This is a genomic window from Actinoplanes ianthinogenes, assembly GCF_018324205.1.
GTDB classification, from domain to species: domain Bacteria; phylum Actinomycetota; class Actinomycetes; order Mycobacteriales; family Micromonosporaceae; genus Actinoplanes; species Actinoplanes ianthinogenes.
Genome location: NZ_AP023356.1, coordinates 24,253 through 39,662 on the forward strand (window position 1 = coordinate 24,253; position 15,410 = coordinate 39,662).

The following is a 15,410-nucleotide window of genomic DNA, read 5'->3' on the forward strand; positions in this document are numbered from 1 at the left end:
GCGCTCCGTGCGAAGCCGGCGGCCGAACCCCGGTCAGGGCAGGGTGACGACCTGAGCGGCGTAGGAGAGGCCGGCGCCGAAGCCGACGAGCAGTGCGGGACCCTCCGTGTCGGACAGGGTGGCCATGGCCTGAGGGATGGAGGCCGCGCCGGTGTTGCCGTTGGTGGTGATGTCGGTGGCCACCCGCACGTGCGGGCCGAGTTCCAGGGCCTTGGCGGTGGCCGAGATGATCCGCAGGTTGGCCTGGTGAGGAATGAAAGCCGCCAGGTCGGCCGCGGCGATGCCCGCCGCGTCGAGCGCGCGTCTGGCCAGGTCGGGGACGATGGAGGTCGCCCAGCGGAAGACCTCGGGGCCGGCCATGCGCAGGATGCCCGCCTCGTCGTACCGCAGCAGCTCGCTTCCGGAGCCGTCGGCGCCCCACACCACCGGGCCGATCTCGCACGTCTGCGCCGGCCCGATGACCACCGCGCCGGCGCCGTCGCCGAACAGGAACGCCGTGCTGCGGTCACGCTCGTCGATGATGTCGGTCATGCGCTCGGAGCCGACCACGACCACGTAGCCGGCCGAGCCGCTGCGGACGAGCGCGTCGGCGGTCGCGAGTGCGTACGGGAATCCGGCGCACGCCGCTCCCAGATCCATCGCGGCAGCCCGGGTGGCTCCCAGCGCGGTGGCGACCAGGGGTGCCGCGGAGGCCGCGCCGCTGCGGTGGGACATCGTCGCCACCAGGACGGCCGAGACGTCCGCCGGATCGACGCCCGCGGCGGCCAAGGCCTTGGAGGCGGCCGTCACGGCCATCATGACCAGATCCTCGTCGGGTGCGGCACGCCGACGGGACTCGATGCCGCAGCGGCGGCGGATCCACTCGTCGCTCGAGTCGATCAGGGCGGCGATCGGCTCGTTGCCCACCTCGGTCCGCGGACGGTAGGAGGCGACGCTCAGGATGCGCGATCCGGGGTGACCGGCAGGACGCTGCAATGGAGTGGCCATGGTCAGCAATCCAAGCATGCCCGGCTGGGTGCACTCCGATTTCCAAGTTCCCCGCCGGTAACCAGGCGTTCGCCGGTGACCTGGCGTAACGGCGGGGCTGGGTGCGGATGCTCCGGGCGTACCGAAAGAATGGGGTGATCGGAACCGACAGCGGATGGTGAGCGGTGCGGCAGATGTGGCCGCTTTATGCGGCGGGGTTCACGACCGCCTTCGGGGCGCATGCGATCGCGGCGAACCTGGGTGGATTCTCCGACGACGCGGTCACCTCGCTGATGGTGCTGGGTGGGCTGCTGGCGCTCTACGACGGGGCTGAGGTGCTGCTCAAGCCGGTGTTCGGCAGTCTCGCCGACCGGATCGGGGCGCGGCCGGTGCTGCTCGGCGGGCTGATCGCGTTCGCCGGCGCGTCGGCGGTGTTCGTGGTCGCCGACCGGCCCGGCTGGCTGTGGGTGGCACGGCTCGGGCAGGGCGCGGCCGCCTCGGCGTTCTCCCCGTCGGCGTCGTCGCTGGTCGCCCGCCTGAATCCGGCGGCCAGGCACGGGCGGGCGTTCGGGTCCTACGGCTTCTACAAGTCGCTCGGGTACACCTGCGGGCCGCTGCTGGGCGGGGTGCTGGTCTGGGCGGGCGGGCTGCGGCTGCTGTTCGCGGTGCTGACCGTGCTGGGCATCGTGGTCGCGGGGTGGGCGTTCCTGGCGGTGCCGGTGGTGGCGCCGCTGCCGAAGGCGCGGCAGACCGTTCTCGACCTGGCCCGCCGGCTGAGCTCGCCGGCCTTCCTCGGGCCGACGCTGGCGCTGGCCGCCTCGACCGCGGGACTGTCGGTCGGCGTCGGGTTCCTGCCGGTCTCCGGCCGGGCGGCCGGGCTGGGCACGGTGGCGACCGGGGCGGCGGTCTCGGTGCTGGCGCTGTGCGCGGCGCTGGTGCAGCCGCGGGCCGGTCGCGCTCTCGACGACGGGCGGCTCGGCACGCGTACGGGACTGACGGCGGGGCTGGTGGTGACCGCGGCCGGGCTGGCCACGGCGATGCTGCCGGGACTGGGCGGGGTGCTGGCCGCCGCGACGCTGATCGGGGCCGGTACCGGACTGATCACGCCGCTGGCCTTCGCGGCGCTGGCGGCCAGCACGTCGCCGGAGCGGCTCGGGCAGACGATGGGCACCGCGGAGCTGGGCCGCGAGCTGGGGGACGCCGGTGGGCCGCTGCTGGTCGCGACGGTGGCCACCGCTGCCGGGCTGAGCTGGGGTTTCGGGGTGCTGGCCGGCCTGATCGGGGTGGGCGCGGTGGTCGCGGTCTCGCAGACCCGCCGGGCGGCCGCCTGATCACCCGCACGATGTCGCCGTTCCGGGGCCCTAACCTGGCACCGTGGCAAACGAACGGATCAACGGGCTCGCCGCGATCCTCAGCGCGATCCGCGCCGGCACCGGCGTCACCCAGCCGATGCTGGTCGAGCGGATCGGGCTCGGCCGCAGCGTGGTCGCCCAGCGGGTCGCCGAGCTGGAGGCGGCCGGCCTCATCGAGGGCGCCGGGGTCGGCCCGTCGTCCGGCGGCCGCGCGCCGCGCCGGCTGCGGCTGCGGGCGAGCCGGGGTCTGCTGCTGGGCGTCGACATCGCCGCGACCGAGCTGGTGGTCGGGGTCGCCGACCTCGGCGGCACGGTGTTGGGCACCCGGCAGCGCGCCATCGACGTCGCCGACGGTCCGGAGGTGGTGCTGGCGCTGGCCGAGCGGTTCGCCGACGAGTTGCTCGGCGGCCGGACGGCGCCGGTGTGGGCCGTCGGGGTCGGCGTGCCCGGCCCGGTCGAGTTCCGCACCGGTCTGCCGGTGGCGCCGCCGATCATGCCGGGCTGGGACCAGTATCCGATCCGGGACCGGCTCGCCGCCCGCTTCCGGGCCCCGGTCTGGGTGGACAACGACGTGAACCTGATGGCTCTCGGCGAGCTGCGGTCCGCGCCCGGCGCCGCCACGGCCGGGCACATGCTCTACGTCCGGGTCGGGGTCGGCATCGGCGCGGCCGTCGTGATGGACGGCCGGCTGTACCGGGGCGCCAAGGGCGCGGCCGGCGACATCGGGCACGTGGCCATCCCGGAGGGCGGCAACACGATCTGCCGGTGCGGCAACATCGGCTGTCTGGAGGCGGTCGCGGGCGGTGTGGCGCTGGGCCGGGAGGGCCGGATGCTCGCCGAGTCACGGCAGAGCCCGGCGCTCGCGGCGATCCTGGCCGAGACCGGGGACATCCGGCCGATGGACGTGACCCGGGCCGCCACGCGGGGCGATCAGGCGGCGCAGGCGTTGCTCGGGCGGACGGCGGCCCTGCTCGGCAGCACGCTGGCGACGCTGGTGAGTTTTTACAACCCGCACCTGCTGGTGCTCGGCGGCGGCATCGTCCGTGCCGAGGCGCACGTACTGCCCACGATCCGCGAGGTCATCCACCGGCGAGCGCTGCCGCTGGCCACCCGGGATCTGCGGATCGAGGTGTCCGGGCTGCCCGAGGAGATCTCCGGCCTGACCGGCGCGGTCTGCCTCGCCCTCGACGAGCTCTTCGCCCCGGCCACCCTGGAGACCTGGCTGGAGACCGGTGACCCTACAGCTCGTCCGGCGCCGCCACCGGACTCCCGAACGTCTCCAGCAACCCGGTGATCCGCAACACCTGGTAGGTGACCGGCCCGGCCGCGACGATCGACAGCCGGCACCCGGCCGCCTCGGCGAGCTCCAGGCAGGTCAGCAGTGCCCGCACCCCGCCCGAGTCGAGGAACAGCAGCGTGCCGGCATCCACCTCGATCGCCCGGCCCGGATGCTCCCGCACCAGGCCGGTGACGCACTCCAGCAGCTTGTCGGCCTCTTCCCGATCCAGCTCGCCGCTGAGCACGAGACCCACCGGACCGGCCTGCCCGGCCCCGACGACCCGCAGGTCCAGTGCGTGACTCCCGGAAACGCCGAGAGATGGTTCGTCGCCGCTGCTCAAGGAACGGTCCCTCGCTGAAGAAGCCCGAGCGCTTGCCACCCACGGTAGCCCATCCGTGGCCGCCGGACGGGACGCGGCACGGCGTACCGAAAATCAACCGTCGATGCAGCGGGACAGATTCGCGATGCTGACCACCAGCGCGGTCAGGCAGGCGTCGATCCGCCAGGCCGTGGCGACGACACTGGCCAGCCGGGCGGCCAGCACCGGCAGCGGCACCACCGCGCCACCGGCCGCCCAGACGATCACCCGGGCCACCAGGTCGCCGAGCACCCCGCGGACGATGTCGCGGGTGAGCAGGATCAGGTCCCCGGCCGCCTTGGTCAGCACGGTCATCGCGGTCGACGTGGCGGCGAGCCCGCGCAACCCGACCACGTTGTTCCCCATGATCGCCCGATAGGCGCGGACGTCGGCCCGGTCCGTGGCCGGGAAGTCGCGGTCCAGGCAGCGTTGCAGGTCGGCGGCGGTCCGGTCCAGTCCGGTGGCCATCGCCTTCCACTGGGCGGCCTGTCTGGCGACCACCTCCGGGGTGCCGGTCAGGTCGTCGAGCATCCGGCCCAGCTCCGGGATCCGGATCACCGCCCACTCCAGCGCACTCGACCGCAGCAGCGCGAACGTGTCCCCGACCGGCGCGGCGAACTCGGCCACCGGCGCGGCCTCGGCGAGCAGCGGCTCGACCCACTCCCGGCTCGTCACCGTCTCCAGCACGTCCTCGATGATCTCGGACGCCCGATCCTCCATCGTGGCCACGTCGTCGGCCGGCATCCCGAGCATCTCGGCGAACCCCTGCGTGCCGTCGGCCACCCGATGGAACCCCTGCACGAACAGGAGCAGTGTCTCCTCCAGGTAAGCCACCAGCTCGCCGTGCCGGGCCACCCGATCACCGAAACCGGTCAGGATCCACCCGCAGCGCGCCCCGAACGCGGCCTGGTCCTTTTCGAACCGCTGCACGTCCCCGCCGATCCGGCCGAGCCGGGACCGCAGGAACGCCAGCCGGGCCGCGTGCATCCGGAACTGCCTCGCGTCGATCGACTGCTCGGGATTCGGCACACAGGCACTCTAGGCGAGGCCGTCGATCATCAATCGGACGGTGAAGTCGAACCGGTCGTGCGACGTGCCGGAGGTCAGCTCGGCGGCGTACCGCTTGGTGTTCGGGAACGTCGCGGGCAGCGCGTCGATCCGGCGCATCAGCTCGTCGCGGCCGACCACCCAGCCCACGTGACCGTCGCCGAGCCGCCTGCTGACCAGGGAAAGCTCCAGACAGTACGCGTTGATGTACAGCATCAGCGAGTCCATCCCCCACGCCGCGGTCTGCGGCTCGACGCCCCCCGCGAGCAGGATGCCCAGCATGCCCTCGGCAAGCCGCAGCGTGTCCGGGTTGGACGGCGCGGCGGCGAACGCGGCCCGGGAGATGCCCGGATACCGCAGATACTCATCGCGCAGCCGGACACAGACGTCGATCAGCTGCTGCCGCCAGCGAGCCGGGTCCGGCGCCGGCAGGTCGATCTCGGCGCACAGCCGGCCGATGAGCAGCTCGTCCAGGTCCTCCTTGTTGACCACGTGGGCGTACAGCGACGCCGGCCCGGTCTCCAGCGCGGTGGCCAGCCGCCGCATGGTCAGCGCCTCGTAGCCCTCGGCGGCCACGATGCCGAACGCGGTGCTGACGATCGCGTCGACGGTGATCGGCTTCTTGCTGCCGCCGGACGGCCCGCGCCGGACCGCGGGCTTGGGCGCGGCCGGACCGGTGCCGAGCTGGTGCCGCGCTGTGCGCCGTTCCTGCGGAGTCGGTGACATACCCGGCAGCCTACCCCAGGGACGAACGGTGTTCTACACCACAAGAACGGTGTTCGTATTGTTCAGAACGCCGTTCGCCCGTAGAACGGTGGTCATGGCAACTCCCCCGAGCTCCCTGCGTGCGGCCTGGATCGCCCTGACCGGGCTGTCCGCCGTCTTCCTCTTCGAGATGCTCGACACCTCGATCCTCACCGTCGCGCTCCCCACGATCGGGCGCGACCTGCACGCCTCCACCGTCGCCCTGCAATGGGTCACCGGCGCGTACGCGGTCGTCTTCGGCGGCCTCATGCTGGCCTTCGGCGCGCTCGCCGACCGCTTCGGCCGCCGCCGGTTCATGCTGATCGGCCTGGTCCTGCTCGGCGCGACCAGCCTGGCGACCGCGTTCGTCGGCACCGCCGAGCAGCTCATCGCGGTCCGGGCGCTGACCGGCGTCGCCGCCGCGATGACCACCCCCGGCTCGATGGCACTGGCCTTCCGCCTCTTCGACGACGACCGCCTGCGCGTCCGGGCCACCACGCTCATCTCCACCGTCGGCCTGGTCGGCCTCGCGATCGGCCCGACCGCCGGCGGCCTGGTCCTCACGGTCGCACCGTGGCAGGTCCTGCTGCTGGTGAACGTGCCGATCGCCGCGCTCGCCTTCCTCGGCATCCGGGCCGGCATCGCCGCCGACGACCCGGCCGACCTGCACCGCGACCCGGTCGACGTGGCCGGCGCGGCGCTCGGCACCACCACCATCGGCCTGGCGCTGCTGGCGCCGACCCTGTTCGTGGACGGCTCACCGGCGCGCTGGCCGGTCGCCGTCGCGGCCGTGGTGACCGCCGTGCTCTTCGTCCTGCGCCAGCGCACCGCCCGGCACCCACTGCTCGACCTCAAGCTGGTCGGGCAGCCGCTGGTCGCCGGCGGCCTGGCCGACAAGGCCGCCGCCGCCCTGGCCACCGCGGGCCTCGGCTACCTGGTCACCCTCCAGCTCCAGCTGGACTGGGGCTGGACCCCCGCGCAGGCCGCGCTCGGCCTGCTGCCGCAGGTCGTCGTGCTGGTCGCGGGCGGCGCGGTCGTCGACCCGTTCGTCCGCCGGGTCGGCCTGGACCGGGCCGCCTGGATGAGCGCCACCGCGGTGGTCGCCGGTCTGGCCGTCTACACCCTGTTCGGCCGGCTCGGCTACGCCTGGGTCGCGCTCGCCCTCGCACTGGTGGCCGCCGGCCTGCGCGTGGTCGGTGTGGTCGCCGCCGTGAACGTCCTCCGCGGCCTGCCCAGGAGCCGGACCACGATCGGCGCGGCCCTCACCGACACCGCAACCGAGGTCACCTCGGGCGCCGGCCTCGCCATCGCCGGCACCGTCCTGGCCGCCGTGTTCACCGGCGACCTCGCCACCGACCACTGGACTCCCCAGCAGACCGCCGAGTTCGCCACGGCGTCCCGGGTCGCCGGGCTGGTGCTCACCCTGACCGCGGCCGCGCTCGTCGCCTGGGCCTACCGCCGCACGCACCGCCCCGCACCGGCGCCCGAGCCGCGGCCTGCCGAGGCGCCGGTCGGGGCCTAAGCTCAGCGCCATGCTCGAATCCCAACGCGAACGTGTCCCGCTCAACGACGACGGCGAGCAGGACACCGCCCTGGCCTTCCTGTCCTTCGCCCGCTCGTGCGTCCTGAAGAAGGTCGGCGGTCTGGACGACGAGCAGCTGCGCCGCCGCCTGGTCGTCTCCGACACGACGCTGCTCGGCCTGGTCCAGCACCTGACCGACGCCGAACGCTACTGGTTCGGCTACACGGTCGGCGGCGACAAGCAGCACGCCGACGTGGACTTCACCATGATCGTGCCGGCGGACCGCCCCGCCGACCAGGTCATCGCCGACTATCGCACCGCGATCGCCGAGTCCGACGCCCACCTTCGGGCCGTCGGTGGCCTCGGCACACGCACCGCCCACCCGGTCGGCGACGAACACCGCACGGTCCGCTGGGTCGTCGCCCACATGACCGGCGAGACCGTGCGCCACGCCGGCCACGCCGACATCCTCCGCGAACTGATCGACGGCGTCACCGGACGCTGAGAGCCCACCCCCAACCCGTCACGGCTGGCACTCACGGCCCTATGCGGGGCGGGGATAGGGCGCTCAACACCAGCCCGGACCTCAGCCGAGCACCAACCCGACAAACCCGGCTGGCACTCACGGCCCTATGCACGCCCGGAATAGGGCGCTGAACACCAGCCCGACCGTCACGGCTGGCACTCACGGCCCTATGCGGGGCGGGGATAGGGCGCTCAACACCAGCCCGGACCTCAGCCCCGAGCACCAACCCGACAAACCCGGCTGGCACTCACGGCCCTATGCACGCCCGGAATAGGGCGCTCAACACCAGCCCGACCGTCACGGCTGGCACTCACGGCCCTATACACGCCGGCGATAGGGCGCTCAACACCAGCCCGAGCCTCGGCCGAGCACCAACCCGACAAACCCGGCTGGCACTCACGGCCCTATGCACGCCCGGAATAGGGCGCTCAACACCAGCCCGACGATCACGGCTGGCGCTGGTGGCCCTATGCGAGGCGGGGATAGGGCGCTGAGCGCCAGCTCAGGTCTTGGCGGTCTGCACTCTCTGAGCGGACCGCGCGCCATCGGAACCGCGGGTCGCAACCGGCGGCCGCGACGGTGACCCGAAGCTGCGTGGCACGGCAAGCGACGGTGAACCGCAGCTGCGTGGCTGGGGCGCGCGAGCGGCGACCAGCCGCCGATGCCGGCCGTGACCGGCACTCGCCCGGCGAGCTGCGGCCAGTCGTGGTCGCGGATCGGCGGCGCCCGACGATGTCGGAGGTGCGGGTCCAGGCGGTGTGCACCAGTTGTGGCCGCAGCGCCAGGTCGGTGGCGGCGAGCGCGGCGGCGGCTTCCAGGTCGGTGGCCCGGGCGATCCGGGCGTCCAGGACCATGCCGCACCGGGGCTGTTCCTCGAGCGCGGTCAGTCCCCCTTGCGCGCTTGCAGGCCGCTGGTCGCTACCGGGCCGTTCTCAGACCGACGCGAAGCGGGCCGCGAAGGCGACCGCGCCGACGTCACCGTCCCGCAGCCGGACCGCGATGGCGGACTCCCCGATGTTCTCCAGCGTGCGTGCCGCGAAGTTGATCGCGGCCGGTTCCCGGCGCAGCAGCTGTTTGGCGAGCCGCGCCTGGGTGGACCGCAGCGTGGCGAAGGCGCACTGATCGAGACCCGCCACGAACTCGTCGCTCAGGGTCCCGTCCAGAGCGTGCTCCACGACCAGCTCGCGCAGCCACTCCGGCCAGTAGCCGTATTTCCCGACGATCTTGCCGGCGTGGATGGCCTCGGCCGGGGTGCGCCCCGCGTGCAGCAGTTGCGCGGTGACCGGCACGTCCAGGTGGGTGACCCGCAGCGCGGAGACGAAGATGCGCAGCAGCACGACCGCGCCGAACCGGGGTTCCATCTCGGCGGCGGCGCGGGCGTACTCGCCGTCCATCACCCAGGAGACCACCTCGGCCTCGGCCAGGGCGGCCGGGTCGACCCCGCGCGAGCCGAGCCGGTCGATCGTCTCGCGGAGCCGGCTGCGCGCCTTGTCGTACCGGTCGCGCAGGCCCTCGCTGTTCGCCTTGTTGCGGAACAGGATGGCGGTGTCGGCGGCGATGTCCGCTTCCCGTTGCAGCAGCTGCGAGGTGATCCTGGGCAGCAGGAGCTCGGTCAGGCCGATGGTGAGGATCGCCTCGTCGAAGCGGTCGGTGGCCGTCTCGAACTGATGCCACCAGTCGACGGAGTGCTCGCTGGACATGAGACCTCCCGGTACGCCGAATGCAAGCCTCATCGACCGGGCACACGGCGACCTGCGGATCCGCCGGCCGGTGGCTGCCGGGCGTACCGGAAAGCAACGAACCGGAACCCGGAGCGAACCCTGAGTCAGTCGCCGACCCCGCGGTTCATGGCCAGGTCCAGCGCCAGGACGCTGCCGATGATCAGCAGCGGGTCGATGCCGGCGGTGATCTGGACGGCGTAGGTGTCGTGGAGGGTGAGCCAGCGCTTGGAGACCGAGGCGACCTCGGTGCCACCCTGCTCGATCACGTACTCGTGATCCAGCAGGTTGCCCTTCATCTCCAGGTCGTCCGGGCCGGGCACGTCGATGACGAACTTGTCCCGGAACGGGGTGAACATCTTCTTGCGCACCTCGGCGGCCTTCTCCCCGCCGATCCGGACCTCGTAGGTCGGGCGCATCGCGACCAGATGCCGGTGCACGCTGGCCACCTCGGCGCCGGTCAGGTCCTCGATCACCACCCGGTTCCGCAGGCTGAGCACCTTGCCGTCCACGTGGAAGACCTTCGTGCCGTTCTCGTCGAGCACGTCGAAGTCGTCACCGATGGCGAACAATCGTTCCCTGATCACATACATGGTTCGATTGTCCGCCATCCTAGCGACGATCAGCTGTGCTCGACGGCCGCCTGCTGCACCGGCAGCGCGGCGATGTAGCGCCGCATGAACGCGTCGAAGCCCGCCACGTCCACCGGGTCCGGCGCGGCGGTGTCCAGCTGCGTGCCGGCGAACACGTCGTTGTTCAGGAACTGATCCAGGCTCTGCCCGTCCTTGCGGCCGGACAGGAACGCGGCCAGGATCGCGATGCCCCACGCGCCGCCCTCGCCGGCCAGGTCACCGACCGAGACCGGGGTGTTGATCGCGGCGGCCAGCAGGTTCTGCGCGACGCCCTGGGTCTTGAACAGGCCGCCGTGCGCGAACATCCGGTCCAGCCGCACGGACTCGGCCTTCTGCAGCACGTCCATGCCGATCCGCAGGGTGGCCAGCGCCGAGTAGAGCTGGGTCCGCATGAAGGTGGCCAGATCGAGCGTGCTGCCCGGCTCGCGCAGGAACAGCGGCCGGCCCTCGTGCAGCCGGGTGATCGGCTCGCCGGACAGGTAGTTGAACGCCATCAGGCCACCGCCGTCCGGCGCCCCGGCCAGCGCGGAGCGGAACAGCGTCTCGAAGATGGTGTTGCTGTCCGCCCGCACCCCGAGCGCCGTGGCGAACTCGGCGAACAGCCCGGCCCACGAGTTCAGCTCGCTGGCCCCGTTGTTGCAGTGCACCATCGCGACCAGGTCACCGGCCGGGGTGGTCACCAGGTCGACCTCGGGGTGCATCCGGCTCAGCGGCCCGTCCAGCACGATCATGGCGAAGATGCTGGTCCCGGCGCTGACGTTGCCGGTCCGGCGGGCCACCGAGTTGGTGGCGACCATGCCGGTGCCGGCGTCGCCCTCGGGCGGGCAGAGCGGCAGCCCGGCGAGGAGGACGCCAGTGGGGTCGAGCAGCGCGGCGCCGGCCTCGGTGAGCGTGCCGGCCGTCTCACCGGCGGGCAGCACCGCCGGCAGCAGCCCGGCCAGCGCCGGCACGCCGCGCCCGGCGACCAGCTCGTCGAACTGGGCGAGCATCCCGGCGTCGTAGGTCCCGGTCGCCACGTCGATCGGGAACATGCCGCTGGCGTCGCCGACACCGAGCACCTGGCGGCCGGTCAGCTTCCAGTGCACGTAACCGGCCAGGGTGGTGACGTGGGCGAGCCGCCCGATGTGCTCTTCACCGTTGAGAATCGCCTGGTAGAGGTGGGCGATGCTCCACCGGTGCGGGATGTTGTGGCCGAACAGGTCGCTGAGCGCCTCGGAGGCGTCGCCGGTGTTCGTGTTCCGCCAGGTGCGGAACGGGGTGAGCAGCTCCCCGTCGGCGTCGAAGGCCAGGTAACCGTGCATCATCGCGGACACCCCGAGCGCGCCGGTGGTCCGCAGCTCCGTGCCGTGTTTCGCCCGGACGTCCGCCGCGAGCTTCGCAAAGCAGTCCTGAAGCCCGGCCCAGACCGCCTCCAGCGAATAGGTCCAGACCCGGTCGACGAACTGATTCTCCCAGTCGTGGCTGCCCGTCGCGATCGCCTCGTGGTCGGGACCGATCAACACCGCCTTGATCCGGGTCGACCCCAGCTCGATCCCGAGGGCCGTGCGCCCCTGGTCGATCGCCTCACGCAAGTTCGTCATGTTCACGTTCTACCGTACGAGTGCGCTGGTCCACCAGCAGCCCCTCCCTTCAATTGTGATCGTTCCCATCGGAGCCGATCACCTGCCGTCCACACCGGGCCGGACACTCACATCGAAGCACATCACAGCCCACTTCCGGGCTCGCCGACGCCGCCGGTTCCACCCATCAAAACCTGTTTTGTGTACGCCCGGAGCCGCCGCCGCCGGATCAGGACCGGGCATGGGGCAGCGGCCCAGACATCCGCCGTGGATGGCTGGGTCACTGCGGGCGGTCCTACTGGAACTGCCAGTCCCCGGCGTGAAGCGAGTCGGGTCCGTCGTCACCGATGGTGTCCTGGACCAGCGACGCCCGATCGAGCAGACTCTCCGACTTGATGATCAGCGCCTTGCCGCTGTGCCGGGCCACCAGGAACGGCCAGCCGGGGACGCCGCTCGGCATCGTGGTCCACTGCTGGTTGAAGGTGCCCGTGCAACCCTGCTGGTGCACCCCGGCACCATCGGCCTGGCTGGCGTTGTCCACGGTCATGCACTGGCCGCTGAAGGCGACGACCAGCTCGAAGTAGCCACTGTTGTCCAGCGCCACCTTCCGCCAGAGCTGGACCACCGTGCCGTTGCAGGTGAACTGCTGTACGACGCCGCCCCTGCGGTCGACTTCGACGCATTTGCCGCTGTGCAGGTTGCGGATCTGGTTGAACGTGACCGCGTTCGGGGTGACCGGGTTCGCGCTCGCCGTTCCGGGACTGCCCAGGATCACGGCGGCTGCGGCCGCGAACGCGGCCAGTCCCGCGAAGATCTTCTGCCTGACGTTCATGTCGTTCCCCTCCGTCACTGGATCGGACCGGCCGGACGCTACGGCCCGGTCGCCGATCCGGAATGGGTGAGCTCCCCCAACTTGACGGGTAGCCGACGGCGGGAACTGGGTGAGCGGGAGCGGTACTACCGTCGATGCCGTGCGGTTGTGGGAACGCGACGCGGCACTCGGCCTGCTCGATCGGCTGCTGGGCGACAGCGCTGCCGGGGGCCTCGTCGCCCTGGTGGCCGGCGAAGCCGGACTCGGCAAGTCGGCCCTGGTCACGGAGTTCGTCCGACGGTCCGGGCCGCGGGCCCGGGTCCTCTGGGGTGGCTGCGATCGCCTGATCACCCCGCGGGCGCTGGGTCCGCTGCGCGACATCGGCCGGCACACCGGTGGCCTGCTGGCCGAGCGGTTGAGCGCGCGGGCGGACCAGGAGGAGATCTTCGCGGCGTTCCTGAACGAGCTGTCCGGGCCACGGCAGCGGCCCCGGCCCGTGATCGTGGTGGAGGACGCGCAATGGGCGGACGCGGCCACCCTGGATTGGATCACGCTGCTCGGCCGACGGATCGGGCGGCTGCCCGCGCTGCTGGTCATCACCTATCGCGATGACGAGCTGGCGCTCGACCATCCGTTGCGGAGCACCCTCTCTTCGCTGCCCAGCGCCATGGTCCGCCGGGTACCGCTGCTGCCCCTGTCCCCGCAGTGCGTGCACGAGCAGGCACTGCGCACCGGCCGGGACCCGGTGCGGGCCTACCACCTGACCGGGGGCAACCCGCTGCTGGTGACCGAGCTGGCGAACGCCGCGGGGCAGGCGGTTCCGGGCGCGGTGCAGAACCTCATCCTGGACCGGCTGCGCGCCCTGCCGGCGGCGGCACGCGAACTGGCCCAGCTGGTGGCGGTGGTGCCCAGCCGCGCTGACACGGCGATGGTCGCCGGCTCAGCCGGCCTGGATGACGTGGCCGACCTCGTCGACCGGTGCATCGGCGCCGGGGTCCTCGTCGCGTCCGGCGACGGCGTGTCCTACCGGCATGAACTGCTGCGCGCGGCGGTGGAGGACGCGCTGTCGCCGCCGCGGCGGGCCGCTCTGCACCAGCGGGTGCTGGACACCCTCATCGGCATTCCCGGCACGGATCCGGTGCGGTTGGTGCACCACGCGCGGTACGCCGGCGACGCGCCCGCAATCCTGCGATACGGGCAGGCGGCCGCAGCCGACGCGGCCCGCCACGGCGCGCACCGGGAAGCGGCGGCGTTGTACCGGGCCGCCGCGGACCACGCCGCCCGGCTGTCCGCCCCCCGGCGTGCCGAGCTGCTGGAACTGTACGCGTTGCAGGCCTACCTGGCCGGGCAGCTCAGCGAGAGCCTGCGAGCCCGGCGCCGGGCGGCGGCAGAGCGGCAGGAGCTGTGCCAGCCCCGGCAGGTCGCGGAGAACCTGCGGTGGATCTCACGGCTGGCGTGGTGGACCGGGCAGGCCGCGCTGGCCCGCGAGGCAACCGACCGGGCGGTGACCTCACTGGCCACCGGGCCGCCCTGCCGGGAGCTTGCGATGGCGTACAGCAGCCTGGCGCAACAGCACATGCGCGCGTGGGAGCACGACGAGGCGATCGCGGTGGGCGAGCAGGCCCGGGTCATGGCGCAAGAGCTGGGCGACGCGGAGACCGTCGTCCACGCGACCATCAACGTGCAGGCGGCGCGGCTCACTCGCGGGGCGACTGACGCCCGGGCCGCTCTGCTGGAGGCACACGAGCGGGCCGCCGCCGCGGGATACGTCGATCAGGCCGTCCGAGCCCTGGTGTGCCTGTCCGGCGGCCTGACCGACGAGCTGGGGCAGTACGGCAGCGCCGTCGTGCACCTCGACCGCGCGCTGGCCTACGCCGCGGAACACGACCTCGATGGCTACCTGCACTATCTGCTCGGAGCCCGGGCGAACCTGCGGGTGCACAGCTGCGACTGGACCGGGGCGCTGCGGGACGCCGACGCGGCGCTGGCCGGGCCGGGGCAGTTCGCCGTCACAGCGGTGTTCCCGTTGGTGGCGCGGGGCCGGATCGAGGCGGCCCGCGGCCACCCCGGCGCACTCGCCACCCTGACCGAGGCCGCCCGCCGTGCCGACGAGATCGGTGAGCCGCAGTGGATGGCGCCGGTGGCGGCCGCCCGCTCGGAATACTTTCTGTGGAACGGCGACCTCGATCGCGCCGCCGCACAGGCCCGGCAGGGACTGGCTCGGGCAGCCGGGACCTGCCAACCGTTTCACCTCGGCGCCCTGGCGTACCGGCTGTGGCAGGCCGACGGCACGAGAACCACCACGACTGCGGTCGCGGAGCCGTACCAGCAGATGATCAACGGCGACTGGGCCGGCGCAGCGGCGGCCTGGACCGCTCGCGGCGCCATCTACCTGCGGCTGGAGGCGATGGCGGCCGGCGACCGGACGGCCGCGTCCGAGGCGCTGCGGATGCTGGACGGCCTCGGCGCCGTGCGGGCAACGGAACGGCTGCGCGCGCGCCTGCGGCAGCGTGGGGTGACCGGCGTCCCGCGCGGCCCACGCCGCCCCACCGCGGCGCACCCGGCCGGCCTGACCGCCCGCCAGGCCGAAATCCTCACCATGCTGGCCGACGGCTCTTCCAACGCGGACATCGCGGCCAAGCTGACCCTGTCCCGCAAGACCGTGGAACATCACATCTCGGCTCTGCTGGGCAAACTCGGCGCGGCCAATCGCGGCCAAGCCATCGTGATCGCACACCGCCGGAACCTCGTCCTGAGCCCCAACCCCGCGGACCCATCGGATTAGCGCAACAGCCGTCCACTCTACCGAGTGGGATTCGCGCCTTATGTGGCAATCGTCACTCGGCGGTCGCCGCAGTCGTCCTCATGAGGATATGCGCAGGTCGCGCCCTGCCCG

13 protein-coding genes are annotated in these 15,410 nt (G+C 72.6%); 5 read left to right on the forward strand and 8 right to left on the reverse strand.

What is annotated here, in order from left to right; genetic code table 11:
* Positions 1-33: 33 nt before the first annotated feature.
* Positions 34-987: a beta-ketoacyl-ACP synthase 3 gene (locus tag Aiant_RS00145; protein WP_229830897.1), complete on the reverse strand. Its 954-nt coding sequence runs from the start codon at positions 985-987 to the stop codon at positions 34-36.
* A gap of 173 nt (positions 988-1,160) precedes the next feature.
* Between Aiant_RS00145 and Aiant_RS00150 the strand changes: the two genes are divergently transcribed.
* Positions 1,161-2,297, forward strand: coding sequence for an MFS transporter (locus tag Aiant_RS00150; protein WP_189334210.1), 1,137 nt, complete (start codon positions 1,161-1,163; stop codon positions 2,295-2,297).
* A 43-nt stretch (positions 2,298-2,340) separates the two neighbouring features.
* Complete coding sequence (locus Aiant_RS00155; RefSeq protein ID WP_212846870.1) at positions 2,341-3,612, forward strand: ROK family transcriptional regulator; 1,272 nt, start codon at positions 2,341-2,343, stop codon at positions 3,610-3,612.
* On the opposite strand, the gene Aiant_RS00160 is transcribed toward Aiant_RS00155, so the two are convergent.
* The 3 genes from Aiant_RS00160 to Aiant_RS00170 all read right to left on the reverse strand — a co-directional run bounded on the left by Aiant_RS00160 (position 3,557) and on the right by Aiant_RS00170 (position 5,728).
* Positions 3,557-3,937 carry an STAS domain-containing protein gene (locus Aiant_RS00160; protein ID WP_189334209.1) on the reverse strand — a complete coding sequence of 127 codons (381 nt, stop codon included), beginning with the start codon at positions 3,935-3,937 and terminating at the stop codon, positions 3,557-3,559. The two genes, Aiant_RS00155 and Aiant_RS00160, sit on opposite strands and share 56 nt — an antisense overlap.
* A 93-nt stretch (positions 3,938-4,030) precedes the next feature.
* Positions 4,031-4,984 (reverse strand): hypothetical protein, encoded by a 954-nt coding sequence (locus tag Aiant_RS00165; protein WP_189334208.1) that lies wholly within the window; start codon positions 4,982-4,984, stop codon positions 4,031-4,033.
* 9 nt (positions 4,985-4,993) lie between these two features.
* On the reverse strand, positions 4,994-5,728 hold the full coding sequence (locus Aiant_RS00170) for a TetR/AcrR family transcriptional regulator (RefSeq protein WP_189334207.1): 735 nt from the start codon (positions 5,726-5,728) through the stop codon (positions 4,994-4,996).
* Between the two features lie 94 nt (positions 5,729-5,822).
* On the opposite strand from Aiant_RS00170, the gene Aiant_RS00175 reads away from it, so the two are divergent.
* Entirely contained in the window at positions 5,823-7,268 is a 1,446-nt protein-coding gene (locus tag Aiant_RS00175) for an MFS transporter (RefSeq protein WP_189334206.1), read from the forward strand.
* A gap of 10 nt (positions 7,269-7,278) precedes the next feature.
* The gene (locus Aiant_RS00180; RefSeq protein ID WP_189334205.1) at positions 7,279-7,773 is read left to right on the forward strand and encodes a DinB family protein; all 495 of its coding nucleotides are present in this window, start codon (positions 7,279-7,281) and stop codon (positions 7,771-7,773) included.
* 953 nt (positions 7,774-8,726) lie between these two features.
* Here Aiant_RS00180 and Aiant_RS00185 read toward each other — a convergent pair.
* From Aiant_RS00185 to Aiant_RS00200, 4 genes are all read right to left on the reverse strand, one after another.
* Positions 8,727-9,494: a hypothetical protein gene (locus Aiant_RS00185; protein ID WP_189334204.1), complete on the reverse strand. Its 768-nt coding sequence runs from the start codon at positions 9,492-9,494 to the stop codon at positions 8,727-8,729.
* A gap of 125 nt (positions 9,495-9,619) precedes the next feature.
* Positions 9,620-10,123 carry an LURP-one-related/scramblase family protein gene (locus Aiant_RS00190; protein WP_229830895.1) on the reverse strand — a complete coding sequence of 168 codons (504 nt, stop codon included), beginning with the start codon at positions 10,121-10,123 and terminating at the stop codon, positions 9,620-9,622.
* Between the two features lie 11 nt (positions 10,124-10,134).
* Positions 10,135-11,724: a xylulokinase gene (locus tag Aiant_RS00195; protein ID WP_189334203.1), complete on the reverse strand. Its 1,590-nt coding sequence runs from the start codon at positions 11,722-11,724 to the stop codon at positions 10,135-10,137.
* A 274-nt stretch (positions 11,725-11,998) separates the two neighbouring features.
* Positions 11,999-12,535, reverse strand: a complete 537-nt coding sequence (locus tag Aiant_RS00200) for an RICIN domain-containing protein (protein WP_189334202.1) — start codon at positions 12,533-12,535, stop codon at positions 11,999-12,001.
* 139 nt (positions 12,536-12,674) lie between these two features.
* On the opposite strand from Aiant_RS00200, the gene Aiant_RS00205 reads away from it, so the two are divergent.
* Positions 12,675-15,299 carry an ATP-binding protein gene (locus Aiant_RS00205; protein ID WP_189334201.1) on the forward strand — a complete coding sequence of 875 codons (2,625 nt, stop codon included), beginning with the start codon at positions 12,675-12,677 and terminating at the stop codon, positions 15,297-15,299.
* The last annotated feature ends 111 nt before the right edge of the window (positions 15,300-15,410 follow it).